Genomic DNA, 24570 nt, shown 5'->3' on the forward strand with positions numbered 1-24570 from the left:
GGAAGCCGCCATGACCGGACCGGACGTCGCAACAAAGAGGAGACGCGGCAATCGCTGTGCCGCTTTCGCGGGGGATAGCAAGGGAGCCACGGCCGTCGAATTCGCGCTCGTGGCCGCGCCGTTCCTCGCCCTCATCATCGCGCTCATTCAGACGTTTCTGGTTTTCTTCGCGCAGGAGTTGCTCGAATCCGTGGTGCGTCAATCCAGCCGCCTGCTCCTGACCGGGCAGGTGAAGGATCAGGCGATGACGCAGGCTGCATTCAAGCAGAAGGTCTGCGATCAGGTCGTGATATTCTTCACCTGCAGCGGCTTGATGGTCGACGTGCAGGTTGCCAATTCGTGGTCTACGGCGGACACGGCGATGCCCACCTTGACTTTCGACAGCAAGGGAGCAGTCACGAATACCTGGCAATTCAATCCTGGGGATGTCGGCGATATCGTTGTTCTCCGGGTGATGTACGTATGGCCGGTCGTCCTCGGGCCGCTCGGATTCAATCTCTCAAATCTCTCGGACGGCAACCGGCAGATCATGGCGTCCGCCGCTTTCCAGAATGAGCCGTAATCCTAGAAGGAGTCAGCTATGATCGCCGGCCTGTCGTTTCGCGTGCGGCACCTGTGCACCGACGTTCGTGGCGTTGCAGCGACCGAGTTCGCCATCGTGGTCCCGTTCATGCTGGTGCTCTATATCGGCGGCGTCGAGCTCGGGAATGGGCTGGCCATGAACGTCAAGGTCAGCGCAACTGCGCACTCTGTCGGTGACATGGTTTCGCAAAATACGCAGGTCAGCGCGGCCCGGATGGACAGCATCCTTGCGGCTTCGGCGGCTGTCATGGCGCCTTATCCCGTCAAGAATGGCAGCGGCGCCTCCCTGATGACGATCACGGTCTCCGAAGTCTCGACGGACAGCACCGGCAAAGCGACGGTTCAATGGAGCAAGTCGACCAGTTCGACGGGAGCGAGAGCAACCGGTCAGCAGATGACATTGTCGTCGTTTACCGCACCTGATACCAAGAATCCCAGCAATGCCAACATCTCGCTTATTCTAAGCGAGGTGTCCTACGACTACACGCCCAACCTCGGCTACACGATCGCCGGCACCGTCAAATTGACCGACAGCTATTACCTGTTCCCGCGCTGCTCGACGAACAGCCCGAGCACGTCGACATTTCCATACTACGACGTGAAGTATTCCGCGGCGACGACGACGACGTGCACATGCATCCAGCATCTGCAACTGAAGACCTGTTAGCTGCGCGCAGGGGGTAGAGGCAGAGCTTCGTACTCCGCGGGTTAGTAAGTTCGATCGCAACGTGTAGCTTAGGAGATTTGAAAAGGCGGCGCGCAAATTCGGCCATTTTCAGCCGTCCTTTAGGCGCGTTTCGGCCGAACTGTTATTGGTTGCTCCTTGTCCGGGGCAGGACCCTTCAATTCGGAGTCCTGCAATGTTCAAGCTAGTCCTTTCTGCGTTTCTCATTTTTGCTGCCTGCTCGACCGCTTCGGAAGCGCGACCCTACCGCATCAACCGCGTGCCCGAATGCAACGTGATCATGCCCTGCGACTTCTCGTATTCGCAACCGCGTCGCGAGCGCGTTTCCCGGTCCTCATTGCAAACGCTCCGCTCAACACACCTCTCAGTGGCCGACGCTGGTGGCGCCGCTGCGGCGGTGAATGTCGCTGCCGGCCAGATCGTCGGCGGTCGACCGGCCGGCTGCCCGTCGTCCTTCTGTGGCTGTGGCGCGGCCCTGCGCGTGTTCGGTCGTGTGGTGCCGGAATTGAATCTGGCGGCCAACTGGCTACGCTTTCCCCGTGCATCGCCGGCGCCGGGAATGGTTGCGGCACGACGCGGACACCTCTTCGTCCTGGAGCAGCATCTCGAAGGAGACACCTGGATGGCGTATGACGCCAACTCGGGCGGACGCGCAACGAGAATACACGCGCGTTCATTGCGGGGTTATACGGTCGTCAACCCGCGCGGTGCGGCGACCTGAGGACTACAGCCGACATCAATGTCGATACCTGTCGCTCCGCGAAGCGCCTGTTGACGGGCAGGGCATGGGCGCATTGCGGAGTGCGTGATGATGGCGGACCTCCCGGATCGGCGACGCCGCGGTGTTCGGGGTTACCACCACGATCAGGTACTGAGCCGGCTCACGCCGGCCCAGTTGCACGCGCGGCCTGCGCCATTGCGGGTTGCGGCTTCGGCTGCCGCGACAGCGCCAGCACGATCAGCGACGCGAACACGCAGAGCGCGCCGGCGATGAAGAAGGCGGGCAGGTAGCTCTGGAGTAGCGTTCGCGACAGGCCCGCACCGAAAGCGGCGGTGCCGGCGCCGAGCTGATGGCCGGCAAAGATCCAGCCGAACACCAGATTGGCACGCTCGGGACCGAATTTTTGCGCGGTGAGGCGTACCGTCGGCGGCACCGTGGCGATCCAGTCGAGCCCGTAGAACATCGCGAAGATCGACAGGCCGTAGAACGAGAAGTCGCTGAACGGCAGGAAGATCAGCGAGAGCCCACGCAGGCCGTAGTACCAGAACAAGAGCCAGCGATTGTCGTAGCGGTCAGACAGCCAGCCCGACATGATGGTGCCGAAGAAGTCGAAGATGCCCATTGCAGCGAGCAGGCTCGCCGCCTGCACCTGCGGGATGCCGAAGTCGAGGCACATCGGGATCAGGTGGACCTGGACGAGACCGTTGGTCGAAGCGCCGCAGACGAAGAAGGTCGCGAACAGGATCCAGAACGCGCGCGACTTCGAGGCGTCGCGCAGCGTGCCGAGCGCCACGGCCGTGATCGAGCCGTGGCTGACGGGCGGCGCGGGCAGCGGCTCGGTGCCTTTGTCGCCGAACGGACGCAGGCCCAGATCGCTCGGGCGGTCACGCATCGCAAGCAGCACCGCCAGCGCGGAAACGCCGAGCATGATGCAGACGAAGCCGAGCGCAAGCCGCCAGCCGAAGCGTTCGGTCAAGCTTGCCAGCAGCGGCAGGAACACGAGCTGGCCGGTGGCGACGCTCGCGGTCATGATGCCGACGACAAGGCCGCGGCTTGCTGCGAACCAGCGCGTGGCGATGGTGGCGCCAAGCACCAGCGCGGTCATGCCGGTGCCGATGCCGATCACGACGCCCCACAGCAGAACGAGCTGCCAGACCTCGGTCATGCCGAGCGAGGCTACCAACGCCGAGACGACGATGAGCTGCGCGGTCAGCGTGACGTTGCGCAGGCCGTAGCGGTTGAGCAGGGCTGCCGCGAACGGCGCCATCAGCCCGAACAGGATGAAGCGAATCGATAGCGCGGACGAGATCTCCGCCGTGCTCCAGCCGAACTCCTTCTGCAGGGGAACGATGAACACGCCGGGCGCGCCGACCGTGCCGGCGCTGATCAGCGCGGCGAGGAAGGTCACGCCGACCATCACCCAGCCGTAGTGGATATTGCGGCGGCTGAGCGATGCCGCGAGCCAGTTCGAGATCATTGGGCCTCAACGTTGATGGGCAGGCTTTTGGGAGACTGCGCGAGGTTGCAGAATGGCACGGGAACGGCCTGTCGGAAATGACGGAGTTCCCTCATTTTCGGACTTTGTTGCGTCAGTGCGCGAGACGCTCGACCGCAATCGCGGTGGCTTCGCCGCCGCCGATGCAGAGTGCCGCCACACCTCGCTTGAGGTTCTGTGCCTCGAGCGCGTGCAGCAGCGTCACGATCAGCCGCGCACCGGTGGCGCCGATGGGATGGCCGAGCGCACAGGCGCCGCCATTGACGTTCAGCTTGTCGCGGGGAATGCCGAGATCACGCTGCGCCGCCATCGCCACCACGGCGAAGGCCTCGTTGATCTCGAACAGGTCGACGTCGCCGACGCTCCAGCCGACTTTGTCGAGCAGCTTGCGGATCGCCGGGATCGGCGCCGTGGTGAACCATTGCGGCTCCTGGCTGTGCGTGGCGTGGCCCTTGATCTCGGCCAGCGCCGGCAGGCCGTTGCGATCGGCGAGCGACCGTTTCGTCAGGACGAGCGCGGCGGCGCCGTCGGCATTCGCGGAGGAGGCTGCTGGCGTGATGGTGCCATTCGCGCGGAAGGCTGCCTTCAATCCGGGGATTTTTGCAGGATCGACCTTCAGCGGATGCTCGTCATTGGCGATGATTCGGGGACCCGCCTTCTCGGTCAGCGTGATCGGCGCGATCTCTGCCCTGAACGCGTCGCCCTCGACCGCCTTGCGGGCGCGGCTGAGCGTTTCCATCGCATAGGCGTCCTGGTCCTTGCGGGTGAACTGATAGGCTTCTGCCGTGGCCTCGCCGAAATCGCCCATCGAGCGGCCGGTCTCGTAGGCGTCCTCCAGTCCGTCCATCATCATGTGGTCGATGATGCGGTCATGGCCGGCGCGATAGCCGCCGCGCGCTTTCGCCAGCAGATAGGGCGCATTGCTCATGCTCTCCATGCCGCCGGAGACGACGATCTCGGCCGAGCCCGCGCGGATGATGTCGTGCGCCAGCATGGTCGCCTTCATGCCGGAGCCGCAGACCTTGTTGACCGTGGTTGCGCCGGTGGAATCGGGCAGGCCGGCCGCGCGTGCCGCCTGCCGCGCCGGCGCCTGGCCTTGGCCGGCCGGCAGCACGCAGCCCATGAAGACCTCGTCGACCTTCTCGGGCGCCAGCTTTGCACGCTCCAGCGCCGCGCCGATCACGTGCGACCCGAGCTTATGCGCAGCCAGCGGCGACAATTCGCCCATAAAGCGGCCGAGCGGGGTGCGCGCGGTGGAGACGATGACGACGGGATCGGCGGCTTCGGCCATGGTGGAGCTCCCTGCGATGGCGGGTAGGTAAGATTATTACCATCATATGATGCAGCGCAAAAAATGCAACTGCGCAGGGCATGAGAAATTGTCGTGGTTCGGATGAGATTTGTTGTGCTGTTCGGGAGATCGCCTTCGCGGGCATGACACCGCATGTGGGAGAGAGGCTACCGCTTCCGACTCACAAACGCCTGCATCAGCCGCGTCGGCTCGTCCGTCAGAAACGACTCGCCGAATACCTTCACGCTCAAATTTACCGACTCCGTCAGCGGCAGCTCCTCCCACTGCCGCAGCAGCGCCTTCTGCGACCGCAGCGCCTCGGGGCCGCATTCGAGCAGCGCCTTTACGGTGTGCTCGACGGCCGTATCCAACCCGCCCTCCGGCGCGACCTTGTCGACCAGTCCCCAGGCCAGCGCCTTCGGCGCGTCGATGTTGTCCGCCGTCATCACCAGCCAGCGCGCGCGGGCCCACCCGATCAGGCGCGGCAGCAGCGCTGCGTGGATCACCGAGGGGATGCCGACACGCACTTCCGGCATGCCGAAATGTGCATCGTGCGCGGCGATCCGGAAATCGCAGGCGGCCGCGACTTCGAGCCCGCCGCCGAGGCACCAGCCGGGCATCCGCGCGATCACGGGGGCGGGGAAGGCGCGTACGGCCTCGCAGAGATCGCGCAGGCGGCTGATGAAGGCCTCCGCCGACTTTTGATCGAGCTTCGCCATCTCCTTGATGTCGGCGCCCCCGATCATGCTCTTCTCGCTCTGGCCGCGCAGCACCACGACGCGAATGCTGCGGTCAGAGGCAAGCTGCTGCAACCCTTCGCGCACCGCGTCGGTCACGGGCGAGCCCAGGATGTTGAGCGAGCCGGCATTGCAGATCGTGACATGAACGACGCCGCGCGCATCGCGCGTCACGCCGCAGTGATGATTGAGCATTTCCATTGTGGGATCTCGAAGTTTCGTGGACGTACGCGATAGCGCGCCGGTCGAGATCACTTCCGGGCCGAAACGGGGTGCTTGTCAAGCGGGCGGGGAAACGGAGTTGCCAGCGTGAAGTCCGCAGCATAGTATGATGTAAATCATACCAAGAGGCGACCATGACCGACATCGATCAACTCGATCTGTTTTCGCCCGAGCTCCGGCGCGAGCGTGTGGTGGACTGGCAGGTGCCGACGCCGGTTGCGAAGGCGGCGATGGGGCTTTCCGGCATGGACGCCATGCTCGGGATTCGCGACGGCCGCCTGCCGCCGCCACCCTTCGCAAAGCTGATTGGTTTCACGATGGCCGTGGTCGAGCCGGGGCGGATTGTCATGGAACTGGCGCCCCGGGAGGATCTCGAAAATACCATCGGCCTCCTGCACGGGGCGACCGCCGCGGCGCTGCTCGATACCGCCATGGGTTGTGCGATCTCGACCAGGCTAGAGGCCGGGCAGGGATCCGTTACGCTCGATCTGAAGCTGACCTTCCTGCGTCCGCTCTCGGTCCGTTCGGGGCTGATTTCGGCAGAAGGCAAGGTGATCAAGTTGGGGCGGCAGACCAGCTACGCCGAGGGCTTCGTCCGCGACGGCAAGGGGGCGCTCGCGGTCCATGCAACTGCAACCTTTTCCATGATCGGCAACAACTTAACATGAATTAATGCAGCCATTTCGGCATTTGCGTGTTATGAAATGACTTCCGACATCCAATGAGAACCGCATGCGCTACTCCCGGGAACACAAGCAGGAAACCCACGACCGCATCGTGAAGAAGGCTTCCGTGCGGCTGCGCGAAAAGGGCGCCCACGGCATCGGCGTCGCCGATCTCATGAAACAGGCGGGCCTCACCCATGGTGGGTTCTATGCGCATTTCGATTCCCGCGAGGCGCTGGTGATCGAGGCTTTTGCCTACGCTATGGACCGCTCGATGGAGCACTGGCGCAAGCAGTCCGATCAGGTCGCGCCGGAGAAGCAGCTCACCCAGATCGTCGAGACCTATCTCTCAGCATTACATCGCGACAATCCCGGCCACGGCTGCTCGATCGCCTCATTGGGCGCGGAGATCTCCCGCGAGAGCCCGAAGACGCGCAAGGCTTTTGCCGGCAAGCTCGACGAGATGATCGAGATGATCGTGGACTACATTCCCGGCCTGCCGCGCAAGGCCGCACGCAAGCAGGCGATCGCCACGCTGGCGACGATGGCCGGCACCATGCTGCTGGCGCGCATTGCCGGCACCAGCGAGCTGTCGGACGAGGTGCTGAAGGCCGGCAAGGATAGTGCGCTCGACGGCGCGCGCCGCGAGCCGGTGAAGGCGGTAGCGAAGAAGCCGCGCGAGAAGCAGAACTAGGGGATGCCGTAGGGTGGGCAAAGGCGCCCTTGCGCCGTGCCCACCATCTCTCCATGATCGCAACAGAAGCGGTGGGCACGCCGCGTCCCGTCGCTTTGCCCACCCTACGGCCCTCGATTCACCGTCCCGCAAACAGCGTCCGCTCGCGCTCGACGATCTCCGAAATGTAATCAGCCACCGCCCTGATCCGCGCGAGATCCTTGCTGTCGGCATGCATCAGCATCCAGAAGGTGCGGGTGATCGAAACTTCCTCCGGCAGCACAGGCCTGAGCCCAGAATATTCGCTCGCCATGAAGTGCGGCAGCACGGCGATGCCGAAGCCTGCGAGCGTGGCGTTGAGCTGCGCGATCAAATTGGCGCTGCGGAAGCGCGCCGAAATCCGCGGCGAGACCTGCGGCAGGTAGTCGAGCTCAGGCGTGAACAACAGCTCCTCGATGTAGCCGACGAAGCGGTGCTGCGGCAGCACTTCGCGTGAGGTGATCGCCGGGAAGCGGTCGAGATAGGCGGGCGCGGCATAGAGCCCAAGCCGGTAGTCGAGCAGCTTGCGGCCGACGATGCGGCCCTCCTTCGGCATGGTCAGGCTGATGGCGATATCGGCCTCGCGCTTGGAGAGGCTGAACAGCCGGGCGGTGGCCACAAGTTGCAAATCGAGATCGGGATACCGGTCGGCGAACGGCGCGAGGCGGGGCGCGAGGAAAGCCGTGCCGAACCCGTCGGGCGCCCCGATCCGCACCGTGCCGGTCAGCCGTGCCACCGAGCCGCCGACCTGTTCCTGGTTGGCGACGATGGTCGATTCCATCGCCTCAGCGCTGTCGGCGACGCGCTGGCCGGCTTCGGTCAGCAAATAGCCGGTCTTGCGCCGGTCAAACAGTTTGGCGGAGAGGTGCCTTTCCAGCCGGTCGACGCGCCGGATCACCGTGGCATGATCGACTCCGAGCTGTTTTGCCGCAGCCGAGACCGAGCCGCCCCGAACGATGGCCAGCACGAAGCGGAAGTCGTCCCAATCGATGGTGCCTTGATCCAGCATTTTCGCACATCTATGGTGCATTATCTCAGACTTGAATCCTATAAAATGCAGGTTGATAGGATTTGTCAAAGCGATCAGGCCTCAAGGAGATCATTCCATGCGTTCAGTCGGACATTTCATCGGTGGCAAGGAGGTCAAGGGCACCTCGGGCCGGACGGCCGACGTTTTCGAGCCGATGACCGGCGACGTCCAGGCCAAGGTGGCGCTGGCGTCCAAGGCTGAAGTCCGCGCTGCCGTGGAAAACGCCCGTGCCGCGCAGCCGGAATGGGCCGCCACCAACCCGCAGCGCCGGGCCCGCGTGATGATGAAGTTCGTCGAGCTGGTGCAGCGCGATTACGACAAGCTCGCCGAGCTTTTGGCGCGCGAGCACGGCAAAACCGTGCCCGATGCCAAGGGCGACATCCAGCGTGGCCTTGAAGTGGCAGAATTCGCCTGCGGCATTCCGCATCTGGTGAAGGGCGAATACACCGAAGGCGCCGGCCCCGGAATCGACATCTACTCCATGCGCCAGGCGCTCGGCGTCGTCGCCGGCATCACGCCGTTCAACTTCCCGGCGATGATCCCGATGTGGAAGTTTGCGCCCGCGATCGCCTGCGGCAACGCCTTCATCCTGAAGCCGTCGGAGCGCGATCCCGGCGTGCCGATGATGCTCGCTGAGCTGATGATCGAGGCGGGCCTGCCGGCCGGCATCCTCAATGTCGTCAACGGCGACAAGGAAGCGGTCGACGCCATCCTCGACGATCCCGATGTCAAGGCCATCGGCTTCGTCGGCTCCACGCCGATCGCGCAGTACATTTACGAGCGCGCAGCCCAGACCGGCAAGCGCTGCCAGTGCTTTGGCGGCGCCAAGAACCACGCCATCATCATGCCCGACGCCGACATGGACCAGGCGGTCGACGCCTTGATTGGCGCCGGCTACGGCTCGGCCGGCGAGCGCTGCATGGCCGTCTCGGTCGCCGTGCCCGTCGGCAAGCCCACTGCCGACCGCCTGATGGAAAAGCTGATCCCGCGCGTCGAGTCGCTGAAGATCGGCACCTCGATCGATCCCTCGGCCGATTACGGCCCGCTGGTGACGCGCGAGGCGGTCGAGAAGGTCAAGGGCTACATCGACATCGGTATCAAGGAAGGCGCCACGCTCGCCGTCGACGGCCGCGGCTTCAAGATGCAGGGCTACGAGAAGGGCTTTTATCTCGGCGGCTCGCTGTTCGACAACGTCACCAAGGACATGCGGATCTACAAGGAAGAGATCTTTGGCCCGGTGCTCTCGGTCGTGCGCGCGCATGACTACAAGGAAGCGCTGGCGCTGCCGTCCGAGCATGATTACGGCAACGGCGTTGCGATCTTCACCCGTGACGGCGACGCTGCCCGCGACTTCGCGGCCAAGGTCAATGTCGGCATGGTCGGCATCAACGTGCCGATCCCGGTGCCGATCGCCTATTATACCTTCGGCGGCTGGAAGAAATCCGGCTTCGGCGATCTCAACCAGCACGGCCCGGACTCGGTCCGCTTCTACACCAAGACCAAGACTGTGACCTCGCGCTGGCCGTCCGGCGTCAAGGAAGGTGCGGAGTTCTCGATCCCGCTGATGAAGTAGGGCTGTAGCCCAGCCCGTCATTGCGAGCGCAGCGAAGCAATCCATATCGCCGCGAAAAGAAAGAGTGGATTGCTTCGTCGCTTCGCTCCTCGCAATGACGAGAACAATGAGCAGCCTAGCATGCAGTTCGCTCTGAACGAGGATCAGATCGCGGTTCGCGACATGGCGTTGGCGTTTGCGGCGGAGAAGATTGCGCCGCATGCGCTGCGCTGGGACGAGGAAAAACATTTCCCCGTCGAAGTGATGCGCGAGGCCGCCACGCTCGGCATGGGCGGCATCTACATCCGCGACGATGTCGGCGGCTCCGCCATGACGCGGTTCGACGCGGCGTTGATTTTTGAGGCGCTGGCGACGGGCTGTCCGACCACCTCGGCCTTCATCTCCATCCACAACATGGCGTCCTGGATGATCGATGCCTATGGCAGCGACAGCCAGCGCCAGAAGTGGCTGCCAAAACTCTGCACCATGGAGCTGATCGCAAGCTACTGCCTGACCGAGCCGGGCGCCGGCTCCGACGCGGCGGCGCTGCGCACCCGCGCGGTGCGCGACGGCGATCATTACATCCTCAACGGCCAGAAGCAGTTCATCTCGGGCGCCGGCGGCACCGACCTGCTGGTCGCGATGGTGCGCACCGGCGGCGACGGCCCCGGCGGCATCTCGACGCTGGTGATCGACGGCAAGACGCCCGGCGTCTCCTTGGGCACCAATGAGCGCAAGATGGGCTGGAACGCGCAGCCGACCCGGGCGGTAATGTTCGAGAACGCCCGCGTGCCGGTCGCCAACCGGCTGAGCGAGGAGGGCGTCGGATTCAAGATCGCGATGGCCGGCCTCGATGGCGGCCGCCTCAACATCACGGCCTGTTCGCTCGGCGGCGCGCAGACCGCGCTCGACAAGGCGCGCGCCTACATGAAGGAGCGCAAGGCCTTCGGCAAACGGCTCGACGAATTCCAGGCGCTGCAATTCCGTCTGGCCGACATGGCGATCGAGCTGGAGGCCGCGCGCACCTTCCTGTGGCGCGCAGCCGCCGCGCTCGATCGCAAGGATCCGGACGCCACCATGCTCTGCGCGATGGCCAAGCGCTTCGGCACCGATGCCGGTTTCGAGGTCGCAAACCAGGCGCTCCAGCTCCACGGCGGCTACGGCTATCTCAGCGAATACGGTATCGAGAAGATCGTGCGCGATCTGCGCGTGCACCAGATTCTCGAAGGCACCAATGAAATCATGCGGCTCATCGTGGCGCGCAAACTGATCGAGGGTGCATGATGACGGCAGTGGAAGAGGGCGATCTGATCGCCCGTGTCGAAGGCGCGGCCGGCGTGATCCGGCTCAATCGTCCCAAGGCCATCAACGCCGTGACGCTGGAGATGTTTCGCGACATCGAGAAGGCGCTCGACCGCTTCGAGGCCGATCCCGCCGTCGCCGTGATTCTGCTGGAAGGTGCCGGCGAGCGCGGCCTGTGCGCCGGCGGTGACATCCGCGCGCTCTGGGAAAGCTCGAAGGTCAACGGCGATCTCGGCAAGATATTGTGGCGGGAGGAATACATTCTCAACGCCCGTATCAAGGCATTTCCGAAGCCCTATGTCGCGTTCATGGACGGCATCGTGATGGGCGGTGGCGTCGGCCTGTCCGCGCATGCAAGCCACCGTGTCGTCACCGACCGCACCAAGCTCGCGATGCCCGAAGTCGGGCTCGGCTTCTTCCCCGATGTCGGCGGCACCTGGCTGCTCTCGCGCTCGCCGGGCGAGATCGGCACCTATATCGGCCTGACCGGCCAGACCATGAACGGGCCGGACGCGATCCATGCGAAGTTCGCCGATGCTGTCGTGCCGGCGGCGAAATTGCCGGAGCTACGCGATGCGCTGACGAAAGTTCGCTCCGGGGTGACCGCGGCCGATGTCAGCAAGCTCATCAACGGCTTTGCGACCAGCGATGCCGCGGGGCCGGTGGCGGCAAAACAGGCGACCATCGATGCGCTGTTCGGCTTCGACCGCATGGAGGACATCCTCGCCGCGCTCAAGCGTGACGGCTCTGACTTCGCGCAGGCGACATTGAAGACGCTCGGCGAGAAATCGCCGCGCGGCATGGTGGTGACGCTGAAGCTGCTGCGGCTTGCGCGTGCCGCCTCGAGCCTGGAAGAGTGCCTGGTGCGCGAGTATCGCGCCGCGCTGGAAGTCTTCCGCAGCGACGATTTTCGCGACGGCGTGCGCGCCGCGGTGATCGATAAGGATCGCAACCCAACCTGGTCGCCGCCGCGCATCGAGGATGTGACGCCGGACATGCTTGCCCCGTATTTCGCCGAGATAGGCACCGACGAACTCAAGTTCAACTAACAACGCTACAAGCGGAGGAAACGAAGATGGCCACGATCGCGTTTATCGGTCTCGGCAACATGGGCGGCCCGATGGCGGCCAATCTGGTCAAGGCCGGCCACAAGGTCGTCGCCTTCGATCTGGCCGAAGCTTCCCGCAATCAGGCCAAGGTGGACGGCGCCGGCATCGCCGAGAGCGCGGCGGGCGCTGTGAAAGACGCCGATGTCGTCGTCACCATGCTGCCGGCCGGCAAGCATGTGCTCGCTGTCTGGAACGAGGTCGTTCCCGTCATGGACAAGGGAGCGCTGATCATCGACAGTTCCACGATCGACGTCGAAAGCGCGCGGCAAGCGCATACGCTCGCGGCCAAGCACGGTGTGCTCTCGGTCGACGCGCCGGTCTCGGGCGGTACTGGCGGGGCCAAGGGCGCGACGCTGACCTTCATGTGCGGCGGCGACGACAAGGCCTTTGCCGCCGCCAAGCCCGTGCTGGAGAAGATGGGCAAGAAGATCGTGCATTGCGGTGGCGCCGGTGCGGGGCAGGCGGCCAAGATCTGCAACAACATGATCCTCGGCATCTCCATGATCGCGGTGAGCGAAGCGTTTGTGCTGGCCGAGAAGCTCGGGCTCTCGCATCAGGCGCTGTTCGACGTCGCCTCGACCTCGTCGGGCCAGTGCTGGTCGCTGACGACCTATTGCCCGGTGCCGGGTCCGGTGCCGACCTCGCCCGCCAACAACGACTACAAGCCGGGCTTCGCTTCGGCGCTGATGGTGAAGGACCTGACGCTGGCGCAGGACGCCGCGAAGGCCGCGGGCGCGGCGACGCCGCTCGGCCAGCATGCGCAGGAGATTTACCAGGCCTTTGACAGGGACGGCCAAGGCGGGGTGGATTTTTCCGGAATTATCAAGCACGTTAGGGGGCTGGCCGGGAAATAATGGTCGTCTATCCTTGGATGACCCGGATCTGCGCGGAGGGAGACGACCTGAGATGACGACATTTCAGGAAGCGCGCGCGTTTCTGCTTGAAAACCGCACGGATTACGAGGCCGCGGTCGAAGGTTTCCGCTGGCCCGATCCGGTTCTCTTCAACTGGGCGCTCGACTGGTTCGACGCCGAGCTTGCGGCGGGCGCGGAGAGCAAGGACCGGCCCGCGCTCTGGATCGTCGATGCCGCACAGGACCGGCAGACCAAGTTGTCCTTCATGGCACTATCGCGCCGCTCCAACCAGGTCGCGAACTTTCTCCGCGCGCAGGGCCTGAAGCGCGGCGATCATCTCCTGCTTCTGCTTGGCAATGTGGTTCCGTTGTGGGAGACGATGCTCGCGGCGATGAAGCTCGGCGTCGTCGTGATCCCCGCCACCACGCTGCTCACCGCCGACGAGCTGCGCGACCGGCTCGATCGCGGCAAGGCGAGGGCGGTGGTTGCGGCGCAAGACCAGGTCGCGAAGTTCGCGAGCCTCGGTGCGGAGAATATCGTCCGCATCGTGGTCGGCGCGGCGTCCGATGGCTGGCTTTCGTACGATGATGCGGCAAAGGCTTCGGAGAGTTTTGCGCCCGATGGCCCGACCAACGCCGACGACGCGATGCTGCTCTATTTCACCTCGGGCACCACCGCAAAACCAAAGCTGGTGCGGCACAGCCAGCGCAGCTATCCCGTCGGCCATCTCTCGACCATGTACTGGATCGGGCTGAAGCCCGGCGATGTCCACCTCAACATTTCCTCGCCCGGATGGGCCAAGCATGCCTGGAGCTGTTTCTTTGCGCCCTGGAATGCGGGTGCCACCGTGTTCGTGGTCAACCAGCCGCGCTTCGATGCTAAGGGACTGCTCGCGACCATCGGCCGCTGCGGTGTCACAACGCTCTGCGCGCCTCCGACAGTGTGGCGGCTGTTCATTCAGGAGAACCTGGCGTCGTTCAAGGTGGCCCTGCGCGAGGTCTGCGGAGCCGGCGAACCGCTCAATCCGGAGGTGATCGACCAGGTGCAGGCGGTGTGGGGGCTCACCATCCGCGACGGCTACGGCCAGACTGAGACCACGGCGCTTGCCGGCAATTCACCGGGGCAGGCAATCAAGGTCGGCTCGATGGGCCGTCCGCTGCCGGGCTATCGCGTGCAGGTTAGCGACGCCGACGGCAACCCTTCGACGGAAGGCGAGGTGACGCTGGTGCTCGGCACTGAGCGTCCCGCCGGCCTGATGCAGGGCTATCAGGGCGACGACGGCGAGCTGTCCGGCGTGGAGGGCGCGCTCTATCGCAGCGGCGATGTCGTGTTCGAGGACGACGACGGCTATCTCACCTTCGTCGGCCGCTCCGACGACGTCTTCAAATCCTCCGACTACCGCATCAGCCCGTTCGAGCTGGAAAGCGTGCTGCTCGAGCACGAGCTCGTCGCCGAAGCTGCGGTGATACCGAGCCCCGATCCGATCCGTCTCGCGATCCCCAAGGCCTTCGTTCTGCTGACATCTGGCGCGGAGCGCTCGCAGGAGACCGCGCTCTCGATCTTCAAGCATCTGCACACGCGCCTTGCGCCGTTCAAGCGCATCCGCCGCATCGAAATCGTCACCGAGCTGCCGAAGACGATCTCGGGAAAAATCCGCCGCGTTCAGCTGCGACGGCTCGAACGCGACGACGACCGCAACGATCCCCTGCGCGGTCGCGAATTCCGGGAAGAGGATTTTCCGGAGCTGCCGAAAACACGGAGTGAGACCTAAGTGAACGAAGTGAGCTCGTCATTCCGGGGCGCGCGGAGCGCGAACCCGGAATCCATTCAGCAACAGACGCTGTGGCCCGATGGATTCCGGGCTCGACGCTCCGGGCCGCGCTTGCGCGGTCCCGTCGCGTCGCCCCGGAATGACAGTGGTTGGAGCTATCAATGAACGAGGTCTGGAAGAAGCCGCCGATTACGCTTCAGGCCTATCAGGCCATGGTCGGCAAGGAGGTCGGCGTGTCGTCGTGGCACCTGGTCGATCAGCCCCGCATCGACACCTATGCCGATGTGATCGAGGATCACCAGTTCATTCACGTCGATCCTGAAAGGGCGAAGAAGGAAACCGCCTTCGGCACGACGATCGCACACGGCTTCCTCACGATGTCACTGCTGTCGATCATGTCCTACGAGGTGATGCCGGTCATTGCCGGCACGACGATGGGCGTCAACTACGGCTTCGACAAGCTGCGCTTCATCTCGCCGGTCCGCTCAGGCAAGCGCGTCCGCGGCCGTTTCGTCCTGGCGGAAGCCAGGCTGCGCAAGCCCAACGAGTTGCAGTCGCGCACCAACGTGACGGTTGAGATCGAGGGCGAGGACAAGCCGGCGCTGGTCGCCGAGTGGCTTGGGTTGATCTATTTCGCGTAAGCTCGCGCCCGTCGTTGGCGGGCTTGACCCGGCAATCCATCACTGCTCAAAAGCTCTCCAAATCTCTCGCGGAGCACTCTCACCCTCTCCCCTTGTGGGAGAGGGTGGCTTCGCGGAACGCGAAGCCGGGTGAGGGGTCTCTCTCCGCGGACTCGCCTGTGGAGACAACCCCTCATCCGGCGCTTCGCGCCACCTTCTCCCACAAGGGGAGAAGGAAGAAGAAGCAGGAAGCTTACTCATGGCAATCAGGTTTGACGGACGCGTCGCTATCGTCACCGGCGCGGGCAATGGCCTCGGGCGGGCGCATGCGCTGGGATTGGCGAGCCGCGGCGCGAAAGTCGTGGTCAACGATTTCGGCGGCGCGCGCGACGGCAGCGGCGGTTCGCTCTCGCCCGCGGAAGCCGTGGTCGAGGAGATCCGGAAAGCCGGCGGCACCGCGATGGCCGACGGCGCCGACGTCTCTAACTTCGAGCAGGTCACCGCGATGGTCGAGCGCGCCACCAAGGAGTGGGGCAGCGTCGACCTGATGTGCGCCAATGCCGGCATTTTGCGCGACAAGTCGTTCGGCAAGATGGAGGCCGCCGATTTCCAGAAGGTGCTCGACGTGCACCTCGTCGGCACCTTCTATTGCTGCAAGGCGGCATGGGCCGGCATGCGCGACCGCAACTACGGCCGCATCGTGCTGACGACTTCGTCCTCCGGCCTCTACGGCAATTTCGGTCAGGCCAATTACGGCGCGGCGAAGTCCGGCATGGTCGGCCTGATGAACGTGCTCGCGGAAGAGGGCCGCAAGACCGACATCCGCGTCAACATCATCTCGCCGACGGCGGCGACCCGCATGACCGAAGAGCTGCTGCCGCCGCAGGCGCTGCAACTGATGAAGCCGAACGCGATCACACCCGCGGTCGAATACATGCTGAGCGAGGATGCGCCGACCCGCACCATCATGGGCGCCGGCGCCGGCTCCTTCGCGGTGATCAAGATTATCGAGAGCGAGGGCATCAACCTGCCGGAAGCTGAGTGGACGCCGGATGCGGTTGCGGCACATTTCGCCGAGATCAGCGACATGTCGAAGGCCAGGGCACTGACGGGCGCCTTCGAGCAGACGCAGAAATACGTGGCACAGGCGGCGGCGAGGGCGGGAATAAAGCTGTAGCTCTCCGGAGCTGCCTTACACTCCGCCGTCATGGCCGGGCTTGACCCGGCCACCCACGTGCCACAGCGCACGAGGAGAGACGTGGATGCCCGGGACAAGCCCGGGCATGACGACCTGTTTTGTGGCACGGTCTGGCCTAGAGTCGTGGCATGTCTGAAAGCTCAATCAACGTCGCCGTCATCGGCGCAGGGCCCGCCGGGCTGATGGCGGCCGAGGTGCTCGCGCAGGGCGCCGCTCGCGTCACCGTCTACGACGCAATGCCGTCTGCCGGCCGCAAATTCCTGATGGCAGGCCGCGGTGGACTCAATCTCACCCATAGCGAGCCGTTGCCGCAGTTTCTCGCGCGCTATCGCGAGGCGGCGCCGAAACTGAAAGCCGCCATCGACGCATTCCCGCCCGATGCCTTGCGCGATTGGAGCGAGGCGCTCGGCGAGCCGACATTTGTGGGGACAAGCGGCCGCGTGTTTCCGAAAGCGTTCAAAGCTTCGCCGCTGCTGCGTGCCTGGCTGCGCCGGCTCGATGCAGCGGGCGTGCAGTTCGCCCTTCGCCATCGCTGGATTGGCTGGGACAGTGAAGGGCGGCTACTATTTCAGACACCGGATGGCCCTTCCGCTGTTGCCGCCGACGCTGCCGTACTGGCGCTCGGCGGCGCTAGCTGGCCGCGGCTGGGCTCCGATGGCGGCTGGACGACAATCCTCGCCGACAAAGGCGTCGCGGTCGCGCCGCTACTGCCTGCGAACTGCGGCTTCACCGTCGCCTGGTCCGATGTCTTCCGCTCGCGCTTCGAAGGTCAGCCACTCAAGAGCATTGCGCTGAGCTTTGGCCCGCACAGCCTGCGCGGTGAGGCGATCGTCACGCGGGCCGGCATCGAGGGTGGGGCGATCTATGCATTGTCGGCGGAGCTGCGCGAGGCGATTATCGCGAAGGGTGAGGCGGTCTTGCACGTCGCGTTGCGTCCGGATGTCGATCAGGCCGAACTCGTCAAGCGCCTGTCAGCGTCGCGTGGCAAGCAATCGTTCTCCAACTTCCTGCGCAAGGCCGCGCAGCTTTCTCCGGTCGCGGTCGGGCTGCTGCAGGAAGCCGCTATCCAGGCAGGCGAGTCGTTGTCGGGTATGCCGCCTGAGCGGTTGGCAGAGCTCATCAACGCCGTGCCCGTCATGCTCACAGGCGTCGCACCAATTGTGCGCGCGATATCGAGCGCCGGCGGCATTTGCTTTGACGAGCTCGATGCCGACTTCATGATCCGCAAGCTGCCCGGCGTATTCGCTGCCGGTGAGATGCTGGATTGGGAGGCACCGACCGGCGGTTATCTGCTGCAGGGCTCGTTCGCGACCGGTGTTGCCGCAGGAAGGGGTGTGCTGAAGTGGCTTGTGGAGCGGGGACCACTATTGTGAATCGCAAAGTCTTGGTGCAGCATTTGAGCTGCGTCAAGGTTGTAGCGTGAAGCCGTGTCAGTTTTTGCTAGAAGTTGGATTCGGCGCTGAGGGTAGGCCAGCATAGCCGCGCGACGATGCTAGGCAACCTTGGACCCGGCCGGCGCGACCTTCATTGGCTCTAAACGGGATATGAGAAACCGGCACTCACATGGCCGACCAATCTCCTGAACCCTCTCGTCGGCACTGGGCACGGGCGGCGCTTCTGTTGCTCCTCGTGATCCCATTCCTTCCGGAGCTTGCCATTTGTGCAGTCGCCGCGCTGGCGTATTTCACGGGCTGCCGGGTCGATCAGGAATCTCCCTGCATCGTAAGTTCTTTGCCCGCCAGCGAGGTCATCGACTGGGCGCTGTGGCTCGGAGGTGTCGACATCGTCGGCTCCGCGGCGCGCCGGTCCTATTTCCATCTCATCCTGGGGGCCTGGCTGTTCGTCTGCTATGTCGTGTTGATCTTCGCCTGGACGCGCCTGCAAACCCGGCTCGTCATCGGCGCGGCCATCACTCTGGTTCTTGCCGTGCTGCCGTATTGGGCCCCGCTGTGGACCGTCAGGATGTTCGCGGACGAGAGGCTTTGCAAGCCGCAGAGTACCGGCTGCCCGCTTTTTGGCAAAAAAGTCGAGAAAGCCTTTGCGGCGCTCAACATGCAGGATTTGCCTGCCCACGACTCTGGACCGCTTCTGGCTCTCGGAATGTTTGTCGCCTTTGCGGTGTTTGTTGCCGCGAGAGCGGGCTTTGTCGCGAGGCGTGAGGGCCGCTCCCGCTCTTCTCGGTGAGGTTGCAGCTTCCGGCAAAAGGTTGTATCGTGCCTGTTTTCAGGCATTGAGCTGGGGGCAGCGACATGCGCAATTTGTTTTTTTTGATTTCCTGCCGCTGGATTGCGGCGGCATCATGCGTGGCGGTTCTGAGCGCTCAGGCGGCCTCTGCGCAGCCCCTTGGTGGCGACACCGCCGACTACGTGACGGGAAGCTTTGCGACGTGGGTTGCTCGATACTACGCACCTTACGCAATCCAGGCAGCAGCAGCCTACACCGATGTCGACAGGTTTAATGCGACGCGCCGTCCCTCCGGGCTGCCCGCACTCGATGGCTCCGACGTCAAGCTCGCGGTGGCCGCGATACCGACCGACGACCCGAAGATAATTCAAGCTGCGACAAAGTATCTCCAATCCTGGCAATATCAATTCGGCAGCGAAGGCTATCTGACCTGCTTCGAAGCGGATCCCGATTGCCTCAAGGCAATCAGCAAGGACCGTTGGACTTTGCCGATCTCCGGCGGGCCAACGTTTCAAGTCTGGGCCCGTACGCGGGCAACCCGGAAGGAGGGAGCTGCCTGTAGCGAGGTCAGTATCGCTTTTCGCGGGAGCACGCCCTCAACCGCCGATTGGATCACCAACCTGGACCCCGTGACCGGATACGTTGCCGATGACCATTATCGTCAACTGCGACGTAACATCGATGCCATCATCAAGAAGATAACCGCGCTCGAATGCTACAGGAAGGCGCGGAACCCACAGATCGTATCGGTCGGACATTCGCTAGGCGCCGGGCTGGCACAATTTTCGGCACTCGCCAACAATCCGGCCCGTCCGCGGATCGTCAAGGTCTTTGCATTCGATGCATCCCCGGTCGTGGGCGTATCCTACGTCGATAAGCGTATCCGAAAGCAAAATGCCTACGCCGAAATCGATCAAGTCTATCAGAGCGGGGAGGCGCTCGAGCTGTTGCGACCGAAAAAGCCGTCATCGGCTTGTGTGCGGACCGTTGTTTTCAACGCACTGCTTCCTGCAGGCGCCGCGACACTGCACAATATGCCCGCGCTTGCGCGCGAAATGGTTCGGATGACATACGGTCGAAATGGGCAACAGCTGGACTATCAGATTCCAGACCGGCTTCCTCGTTGTCCAAGTACTTATGTTGCGCCAGAGACGGATGAAGACGCCACTTCGCCACTCGCGGCGTCTCTCGACCGAATGAGAGTCGATCGAACCTACCGTGGCTTCCCAGGCAGTCTCTATGCCATGGGGGTCGATTCAACGTCAGGCACAGACGTAAAGCGCCCGATTGTCAGGCAGGGACGAACGAGCGACATGAAGAGATTGAGAGTGACAAGGGCAAGTCCACTTCATGCGCGAGCGTTGACCGTGGACGCCCCAACGCTCGCCAAGTTTGACTGAGCCTGCCTACCGCAGCTTCCCCCGTGCCGCGACCGGCAGCGTGCCGATGATCTCCTCGCCGCGCACCATCACCACCTCGTCCATCATGTTGACGACGACGCAGACGTGGTTCGGCACGATGCGCACGACGTCGCCGACATTCGGCCGCGTGTTGCTGCGGGAGAGGTCGAGAAAGCCGTGCTCCTCGGCGAAGCGCGCGATCCTGGCTTCGGGATGCTCCAGGATCAGGCCGTGGCCGTCGAGCCCGCCGGTGTCCGACGTCAGCGTCTTCGAGCCGGCGTCGAGGATGCCGCGCTCGGGCGCGGCGCGGCTCACCACTGTCGAATAGATGTGCAGCGCGCAGTCGTCCCAGGTGGCGACGCCGGCCGCGACCTGCATGCGGTCGTTGTAGATATAGGTGCCGAAGCGATGTTCGGTGCCGCCCTTGAGCTTGCCGAGGTTGACGAGGTTCGGCGTGCCTCCGGTGGAGACGATGGTGGCGTCGAGTCCGTGGGCGCGGACGCCGGCAAGCGCCTCGTCATAGAATTTCTGCGCGTCGGCCCAGCCGGTCTCGGTCGGATACATCATGAAGCCCGCGAATTGCAGCCCCTTGGATGCGGCGATCTCGCGCGCGAGCGCAATCGCTTCGGCCGGCGTCTCGACGCCGGCGCGCTTGCGCCCCGTATCGCATTCGACGACGACAGAGAGCGGGCGTCCCGAGGCTGCGGCCGCCTTGGGCAGGCCGGTCACCACGGTCGAATTGTCGGCGGCCACCGTCATGTTGGCCTTCGCTTGCAGTGCGCCGAGCCGCGCCATCTTCTCTTCGCCCAGCAGATTGTAGCTGATCAGGATATCGTCGATGCCGGCATTGGCCATGATCTCGGCCTCGCCGAGTTTCTGGCAGGTGATGCCTTTGGCGCCGCCTGCGACCTGCATCTTCGCGATCGTCGGGTTCTTGTGCGTCTTGATGTGCGGCCGGTTAGCGATTCCGGCGTCATCGCAGGCTTTTTGAATCCGCGCGATGTTGCGCTCGACCCTGTCCATGTCGATGACGGCGCAAGGCGTGCCGTATTCGCGGGCGATTTTGGCGGCAAGAGTCGTTGTCATGGGAGAGTCTCTTCGTTGGCGCGCATTCTGATCGCAAAACCGGTGCCCACTTTTGCGGAATGCGCGCTAGGCCTGTTCAATCTCTTCGCGGAGCATTTCCAGTTCGAGCCAGCGGTTCTCGGCAGCCGAAAGCTCTTCATGTGCCTTGGCGATCGCTGCCGACGTGTCGTCGAATTTCTTACGATCCTTGGCATAGAGATTGGGATCGTCCAGCACGCGCTGCAGCTTGGCGATGTCGGCGTGAAGCGTCTCGACCTTCCTCGGGAGGGTTTCGAGCGCGTGCTTCTCGTTAAAACTCAGGCGCCGTTTTGGCGCGGCAGCGGGAGCTGTGGGCCGATCCTCTTTCTTCTCCGCAGCCGGCTGCGCCTTCGCCGTCTCGCGCGTGAGGTCGGCGCCGCGTTGCGTCAGCATGTCACTGTAGCCGCCGGCATATTCGATCCACTTGCTGTTGCCCTCGGGCGCGATCACTGAGGTGACGACGCGGTCGAGGAAGTCGCGGTCGTGGCTGATCAGGATGACCGTGCCCTCGTAGTCGCCGAGCATGTCTTCGAGCACGTCGAGCGTTTCGAGGTCGAGATCGTTGGTCGGCTCGTCCAGCACCAGCAGGTTCGATGGTTTCGCCAGCGCGCGCGCCAGCATCAGCCGGCCGCGCTCGCCGCCCGAGAGCACTTCCAGTGGCGTGCCGCGCTGCTCCTGCGCGAATAGAAAATCCTTCATGTAGCCGACGACGTGCTTGGCTTTGCCGCCGACCATGATCTGGTCGCCGCGGCCGCCGGTCAGGGCCTCCGCCAACGTCGTTTTGGGATCGAGGCTCTCGCGGTGCTGGTCGAGCGTTGCCATCTCCAGATTGGCGCCGAGCCGCACGGTGCCGGAGTCCGGCTCCGCCGCGCCGGTCAAAAGATTGACCAGCGTGGTCTTGCCGGCGCCGTTTGGCCCGATGATGCCGAGCCGGTCGCCACGCTGGATGCGGGTCGAGAAATTGTCGACGATCATGCGCTCGCCAAAGGCCTTGGTGACGCCCTTCGCCTCGATCACCAGCTTACCGGATTGCTCCGCTTCGGCGGCTGCGAGATTGGCGCTGCCGGCGGTGCCGCGATAGTCGCGCCGCTGGTCGCGCAGCGCGTGCAGATTGCCGAGCCGCTTGACGTTGCGCTTGCGCCGGCCGGAGACGCCGTGGCGCAGCCAGTGCTCCTCGTCGACGATCTTGCGGTCGAGCTTGTGCTGGTCGCGCTCTTCCTCCGCCAGCACCTCGTCGCGCCAGGCTTCGAACGCGGCAAAGCCACGGTCGATCTGCTTGATCCTGCCGCGATCTAGCCAGGCGGTCGAGCGGGAGAGATTGGTGAGGAAGCGGCGGTCGTGGCTGATCAAGACCAGCGCGCTGCGGCGGCTGTCGAGCTCCTTTTCCAGCCACTCGATCGTGGAAAGATCCAGATGGTTGGTCGGCTCGTCCAACAATAAAATGTCTGGAGAGGGCGCCAGCACGCACGCCAGCGCCGCGCGGCGGGCCTCGCCGCCGGAGAGGTTTGCGGGATTCTCGTTGCCGGTTAGCCCAAGCTGCTCCAGCAGATAGTGGGCCTGGTGCTGGTCGTCGCCGGGCGCAAGCCCCGCCTCGACATAGGCGAGCGTGGTCTTGTGGTCGCCGAAGTCCGGCTCCTGTGGCAAATAGCGAACCGTCGACCCTGGCTGAACGAAGCGCGTGCCACCGTCGGCTTCGACGATGCCGGCCGCGATCTTCAGCAGCGTCGATTTGCCCGAGCCGTTGCGGCCGATCAGGCAGACCCGCTCGCCAGTTGCGACGTTGAGCTCGACGCCGCTCAGCAGCGGCGTGCCGCCAAACGTCAGCTTGATGTCTTTCAGTTGAATCAGCGGCGGCGCCATCGTCAGCCCTGACTCGTTGCAGCCTGATCGGCGCGGCGGCGCTGGATCCGGCGCAGCGTCTGGTCGAGCGCCGAAAGAAATGCCGAGCGGTCGCGCGGCGCGAACGATCTCGGGCCGCCGGTCACTTCGCCCGCCGAGCGCAAATCTGTCATCAAATTGCGCACCGCGAGCGTCATGCCGATCGACTGTTCCGTGAATGGCTTGCCGTTCGGCGCGATCACGTCGGCGCCCGCCTTTACGCAGCGGCTGGCGAGCGGAATGTCAGAGGTGACGACGACGTCACCGGGACCGGCACGCTCCGCGATCCAGTCGTCGGCGGCATCCATGCCGGCACCGGCGGCGATGCGCTCGATCAGGGGATCGGGGGGTACGCGAATGAAATTCCCCGCAACCACGCTGACGGGCAAGCCGTGCCGGCTGGCGACGCGATAGATCTCATCCTTCACGGGACAGGCGTCGGCGTCGACATAGATGCGGGTGGTGTTCGGGGTGTCAGCCATCGGCGGCGTGGTACCCCATTCGGGCCGCAAAGGCGAGGGGGATTGACCGCGGTTCCTCAAGGCCTACCATCGGCCCGAAACAACAAGAATATTGGGAAGGCCGACCATGCCGAACCGGCTCGAAACCTACCGTGTCGAGGCCTGCAACACCGCCAAGCAATCCGAGAACAAGATGCATGACGACACGGTGGCGCGCCGCTTCGGCTTTTCCGGCGGGCTGGTTCCGGGCGTCGATGTCTTTCGCCTATATGATGCACGTGCCGGTGGCGCGGTGGGGCCGCGATTTCCTCACGCGCGGGCGGATCGAGGGGCGCTTCGTCAAGCCGGTCTATGACGGCGAGACCGCTGACGTCGATGCGACCGAGCACAATGGCGAGTTGACGATCGAGGTGTTCAGCCGCGGTGAGCTCTGCGCCATGGGGACGGCGGCGCTGCCGGCGGCAGCGCCCGCGGTTTCATTGAGCGATTTCGTCGAAGTCCCCGCGGCTGCCGAGCGCAAGCCGGTCAGCCCGGCGACTTTCGAAACCGGCAAATGGTTGGGCACAGAGCCACGCCGCTGGGCCGGTCAGGCGGCGGCCGACTATCTCGCCGACATCAGGGAGACCGATCCGATCTTCGCGCGCGAGGGGCTTGGCCATCCCGGCCTGATCCAGCGGGTCATGAACCGCGTGCTGGTCGACAACACCATTCTCGGGCCGTGGATTCATGTAGGCAGCCGCATGCAGTTGCTCGCAGCCGGCCGTGCCGGTGACGAGATCACGGCGCGGGCAAAAGTCACCGCGAACTACGAGAAGAAAGTCCACCGCTTCGTCGAGCTCGACGCATTGGTGGTTGCCAACGGCACGACGCCGCTGGCGCATTGCCAGCACATCGCGATCTACCAGCCGCGCGAGCAGGCGGCGGCGTAACGTGAGAGGGGCGGGCGGCTTCCCCAAATCACAATGTCATGCCCCGCGAAGGCGGGGTATCCAGTACG

Annotated in this window: 22 protein-coding genes and 1 pseudogene; 16 read left to right on the forward strand and 7 right to left on the reverse strand. The window is 64.3% G+C overall.

What is annotated here, in order from left to right; all coding sequences use genetic code 11:
• The first annotated feature begins 10 nt into the window (after positions 1-10).
• The 3 genes from IVB18_RS22000 (at position 11) to IVB18_RS22010 (ending at position 1988) form a co-directional block, all read left to right on the forward strand.
• Positions 11-562: a TadE/TadG family type IV pilus assembly protein gene (locus IVB18_RS22000; protein WP_247991044.1), complete on the forward strand. Its 552-nt coding sequence runs from the start codon at positions 11-13 to the stop codon at positions 560-562.
• Positions 563-580: 18 nt separating this feature from the next.
• Positions 581-1249 carry a TadE/TadG family type IV pilus assembly protein gene (locus IVB18_RS22005; protein ID WP_247991045.1) on the forward strand — a complete coding sequence of 223 codons (669 nt, stop codon included), beginning with the start codon at positions 581-583 and terminating at the stop codon, positions 1247-1249.
• 193 nt (positions 1250-1442) lie between these two features.
• Complete coding sequence (locus IVB18_RS22010; protein ID WP_247991046.1) at positions 1443-1988, forward strand: hypothetical protein; 546 nt, start codon at positions 1443-1445, stop codon at positions 1986-1988.
• A gap of 160 nt (positions 1989-2148) precedes the next feature.
• On the opposite strand, the gene IVB18_RS22015 is transcribed toward IVB18_RS22010, so the two are convergent.
• The 3 genes from IVB18_RS22015 to IVB18_RS22025 form a co-directional block, all read right to left on the reverse strand.
• Positions 2149-3465 carry an MFS transporter gene (locus IVB18_RS22015; protein ID WP_247991047.1) on the reverse strand — a complete coding sequence of 439 codons (1317 nt, stop codon included), beginning with the start codon at positions 3463-3465 and terminating at the stop codon, positions 2149-2151.
• Between the two features lie 112 nt (positions 3466-3577).
• Entirely contained in the window at positions 3578-4774 is a 1197-nt protein-coding gene (locus tag IVB18_RS22020; protein ID WP_247991048.1) for an acetyl-CoA C-acyltransferase, read from the reverse strand.
• 167 nt (positions 4775-4941) lie between these two features.
• Positions 4942-5712, reverse strand: coding sequence for an enoyl-CoA hydratase (locus IVB18_RS22025; protein ID WP_247991049.1), 771 nt, complete (start codon positions 5710-5712; stop codon positions 4942-4944).
• Positions 5713-5867: 155 nt separating this feature from the next.
• Here IVB18_RS22025 and IVB18_RS22030 point away from each other — a divergent pair, with 155 nt between their 5' ends.
• Both IVB18_RS22030 and IVB18_RS22035 read left to right on the forward strand, forming a co-directional pair.
• Positions 5868-6401 carry a PaaI family thioesterase gene (locus tag IVB18_RS22030; RefSeq protein ID WP_247991050.1) on the forward strand — a complete coding sequence of 178 codons (534 nt, stop codon included), beginning with the start codon at positions 5868-5870 and terminating at the stop codon, positions 6399-6401.
• A 64-nt stretch (positions 6402-6465) separates the two neighbouring features.
• Positions 6466-7092 (forward strand): TetR/AcrR family transcriptional regulator, encoded by a 627-nt coding sequence (locus tag IVB18_RS22035; protein ID WP_247991051.1) that lies wholly within the window; start codon positions 6466-6468, stop codon positions 7090-7092.
• A 118-nt stretch (positions 7093-7210) separates the two neighbouring features.
• Here IVB18_RS22035 and IVB18_RS22040 read toward each other — a convergent pair whose 3' ends face one another.
• The gene (locus IVB18_RS22040; protein WP_247991052.1) at positions 7211-8119 is read right to left on the reverse strand and encodes a LysR family transcriptional regulator; all 909 of its coding nucleotides are present in this window, start codon (positions 8117-8119) and stop codon (positions 7211-7213) included.
• A gap of 97 nt (positions 8120-8216) precedes the next feature.
• Here IVB18_RS22040 and IVB18_RS22045 point away from each other — a divergent pair, with 97 nt between their 5' ends.
• The 10 genes from IVB18_RS22045 to IVB18_RS22090 all read left to right on the forward strand — a co-directional run bounded on the left by IVB18_RS22045 (position 8217) and on the right by IVB18_RS22090 (position 20130).
• On the forward strand, positions 8217-9713 hold the full coding sequence (locus IVB18_RS22045; RefSeq protein ID WP_247991053.1) for a CoA-acylating methylmalonate-semialdehyde dehydrogenase: 1497 nt from the start codon (positions 8217-8219) through the stop codon (positions 9711-9713).
• A gap of 120 nt (positions 9714-9833) precedes the next feature.
• Positions 9834-10976 (forward strand): isobutyryl-CoA dehydrogenase, encoded by a 1143-nt coding sequence (locus IVB18_RS22050; RefSeq protein ID WP_247991054.1) that lies wholly within the window; start codon positions 9834-9836, stop codon positions 10974-10976.
• Entirely contained in the window at positions 10976-12043 is a 1068-nt protein-coding gene (locus tag IVB18_RS22055) for an enoyl-CoA hydratase/isomerase family protein (protein WP_247991055.1), read from the forward strand. Before IVB18_RS22050 ends, IVB18_RS22055 begins: the two co-directional genes overlap by 1 nt.
• 26 nt (positions 12044-12069) lie before the next feature.
• Positions 12070-12957, forward strand: a complete 888-nt coding sequence (gene mmsB, locus IVB18_RS22060) for a 3-hydroxyisobutyrate dehydrogenase (protein WP_247991056.1) — start codon at positions 12070-12072, stop codon at positions 12955-12957.
• 52 nt (positions 12958-13009) lie between these two features.
• A complete protein-coding gene (locus IVB18_RS22065) occupies positions 13010-14728 on the forward strand; it encodes an AMP-binding protein (RefSeq protein ID WP_247991057.1) in 1719 nt (572 codons plus the stop codon).
• A gap of 161 nt (positions 14729-14889) precedes the next feature.
• Positions 14890-15369 carry a MaoC family dehydratase gene (locus tag IVB18_RS22070; RefSeq protein WP_247991058.1) on the forward strand — a complete coding sequence of 160 codons (480 nt, stop codon included), beginning with the start codon at positions 14890-14892 and terminating at the stop codon, positions 15367-15369.
• A 238-nt stretch (positions 15370-15607) separates the two neighbouring features.
• Positions 15608-16525 (forward strand): SDR family NAD(P)-dependent oxidoreductase, encoded by a 918-nt coding sequence (locus tag IVB18_RS22075; protein WP_247991059.1) that lies wholly within the window; start codon positions 15608-15610, stop codon positions 16523-16525.
• A 149-nt stretch (positions 16526-16674) separates the two neighbouring features.
• Positions 16675-17919, forward strand: coding sequence for a TIGR03862 family flavoprotein (locus IVB18_RS22080; protein ID WP_247991060.1), 1245 nt, complete (start codon positions 16675-16677; stop codon positions 17917-17919).
• Between the two features lie 190 nt (positions 17920-18109).
• Positions 18110-18730 (forward strand): hypothetical protein, encoded by a 621-nt coding sequence (locus tag IVB18_RS22085; RefSeq protein WP_247991061.1) that lies wholly within the window; start codon positions 18110-18112, stop codon positions 18728-18730.
• Between the two features lie 65 nt (positions 18731-18795).
• On the forward strand, positions 18796-20130 hold the full coding sequence (locus tag IVB18_RS22090) for a hypothetical protein (RefSeq protein ID WP_247991062.1): 1335 nt from the start codon (positions 18796-18798) through the stop codon (positions 20128-20130).
• 6 nt (positions 20131-20136) lie between these two features.
• Here the strand turns inward: IVB18_RS22090 and IVB18_RS22095 are convergent, their stop codons facing one another.
• The 3 genes from IVB18_RS22095 to IVB18_RS22105 all read right to left on the reverse strand — a co-directional run bounded on the left by IVB18_RS22095 (position 20137) and on the right by IVB18_RS22105 (position 23594).
• The gene (locus IVB18_RS22095) at positions 20137-21216 is read right to left on the reverse strand and encodes a D-TA family PLP-dependent enzyme (RefSeq protein ID WP_247991063.1); all 1080 of its coding nucleotides are present in this window, start codon (positions 21214-21216) and stop codon (positions 20137-20139) included.
• 66 nt (positions 21217-21282) lie between these two features.
• A complete protein-coding gene (locus IVB18_RS22100; protein ID WP_247991064.1) occupies positions 21283-23094 on the reverse strand; it encodes an ATP-binding cassette domain-containing protein in 1812 nt (603 codons plus the stop codon).
• A gap of 2 nt (positions 23095-23096) precedes the next feature.
• Positions 23097-23594: a YaiI/YqxD family protein gene (locus tag IVB18_RS22105; RefSeq protein WP_247991065.1), complete on the reverse strand. Its 498-nt coding sequence runs from the start codon at positions 23592-23594 to the stop codon at positions 23097-23099.
• A 106-nt stretch (positions 23595-23700) separates the two neighbouring features.
• On the opposite strand from IVB18_RS22105, the pseudogene IVB18_RS22110 reads away from it, so the two are divergent.
• Positions 23701-24502: pseudogene (locus IVB18_RS22110) on the forward strand (hypothetical protein).
• Positions 24503-24570: the final 68 nt, after the last annotated feature.

It is taken from the genome of Bradyrhizobium sp. 186 (genome assembly GCF_023101685.1).
Lineage (GTDB): Bacteria > Pseudomonadota > Alphaproteobacteria > Rhizobiales > Xanthobacteraceae > Bradyrhizobium.

What these genes read in the sequence shown, in the direction of transcription:
- IVB18_RS22000 (WP_247991044.1), top strand. Translation starts at nt 11, where the DNA reads ATGACCGGACCGGACGTCGCAACAAAGAGGAGACGCGGCAATCGCTGT.
- IVB18_RS22005 (WP_247991045.1), top strand. Translation starts at nt 581, where the DNA reads ATGATCGCCGGCCTGTCGTTTCGCGTGCGGCACCTGTGCACCGACGTT.
- IVB18_RS22010 (WP_247991046.1), top strand. Translation starts at nt 1,443, where the DNA reads ATGTTCAAGCTAGTCCTTTCTGCGTTTCTCATTTTTGCTGCCTGCTCG.
- IVB18_RS22015 (WP_247991047.1), bottom strand. Translation starts at nt 3,465, where the DNA reads ATGATCTCGAACTGGCTCGCGGCATCGCTCAGCCGCCGCAATATCCAC.
- IVB18_RS22020 (WP_247991048.1), bottom strand. Translation starts at nt 4,774, where the DNA reads ATGGCCGAAGCCGCCGATCCCGTCGTCATCGTCTCCACCGCGCGCACC.
- IVB18_RS22025 (WP_247991049.1), bottom strand. Translation starts at nt 5,712, where the DNA reads ATGGAAATGCTCAATCATCACTGCGGCGTGACGCGCGATGCGCGCGGC.
- IVB18_RS22030 (WP_247991050.1), top strand. Translation starts at nt 5,868, where the DNA reads ATGACCGACATCGATCAACTCGATCTGTTTTCGCCCGAGCTCCGGCGC.
- IVB18_RS22035 (WP_247991051.1), top strand. Translation starts at nt 6,466, where the DNA reads ATGCGCTACTCCCGGGAACACAAGCAGGAAACCCACGACCGCATCGTG.
- IVB18_RS22040 (WP_247991052.1), bottom strand. Translation starts at nt 8,119, where the DNA reads ATGCTGGATCAAGGCACCATCGATTGGGACGACTTCCGCTTCGTGCTG.
- IVB18_RS22045 (WP_247991053.1), top strand. Translation starts at nt 8,217, where the DNA reads ATGCGTTCAGTCGGACATTTCATCGGTGGCAAGGAGGTCAAGGGCACC.
- IVB18_RS22050 (WP_247991054.1), top strand. Translation starts at nt 9,834, where the DNA reads ATGCAGTTCGCTCTGAACGAGGATCAGATCGCGGTTCGCGACATGGCG.
- IVB18_RS22055 (WP_247991055.1), top strand. Translation starts at nt 10,976, where the DNA reads ATGACGGCAGTGGAAGAGGGCGATCTGATCGCCCGTGTCGAAGGCGCG.
- mmsB (WP_247991056.1), top strand. Translation starts at nt 12,070, where the DNA reads ATGGCCACGATCGCGTTTATCGGTCTCGGCAACATGGGCGGCCCGATG.
- IVB18_RS22065 (WP_247991057.1), top strand. Translation starts at nt 13,010, where the DNA reads ATGACGACATTTCAGGAAGCGCGCGCGTTTCTGCTTGAAAACCGCACG.
- IVB18_RS22070 (WP_247991058.1), top strand. Translation starts at nt 14,890, where the DNA reads ATGAACGAGGTCTGGAAGAAGCCGCCGATTACGCTTCAGGCCTATCAG.
- IVB18_RS22075 (WP_247991059.1), top strand. Translation starts at nt 15,608, where the DNA reads ATGGCAATCAGGTTTGACGGACGCGTCGCTATCGTCACCGGCGCGGGC.
- IVB18_RS22080 (WP_247991060.1), top strand. Translation starts at nt 16,675, where the DNA reads ATGTCTGAAAGCTCAATCAACGTCGCCGTCATCGGCGCAGGGCCCGCC.
- IVB18_RS22085 (WP_247991061.1), top strand. Translation starts at nt 18,110, where the DNA reads ATGGCCGACCAATCTCCTGAACCCTCTCGTCGGCACTGGGCACGGGCG.
- IVB18_RS22090 (WP_247991062.1), top strand. Translation starts at nt 18,796, where the DNA reads ATGCGCAATTTGTTTTTTTTGATTTCCTGCCGCTGGATTGCGGCGGCA.
- IVB18_RS22095 (WP_247991063.1), bottom strand. Translation starts at nt 21,216, where the DNA reads ATGACAACGACTCTTGCCGCCAAAATCGCCCGCGAATACGGCACGCCT.
- IVB18_RS22100 (WP_247991064.1), bottom strand. Translation starts at nt 23,094, where the DNA reads ATGGCGCCGCCGCTGATTCAACTGAAAGACATCAAGCTGACGTTTGGC.
- IVB18_RS22105 (WP_247991065.1), bottom strand. Translation starts at nt 23,594, where the DNA reads ATGGCTGACACCCCGAACACCACCCGCATCTATGTCGACGCCGACGCC.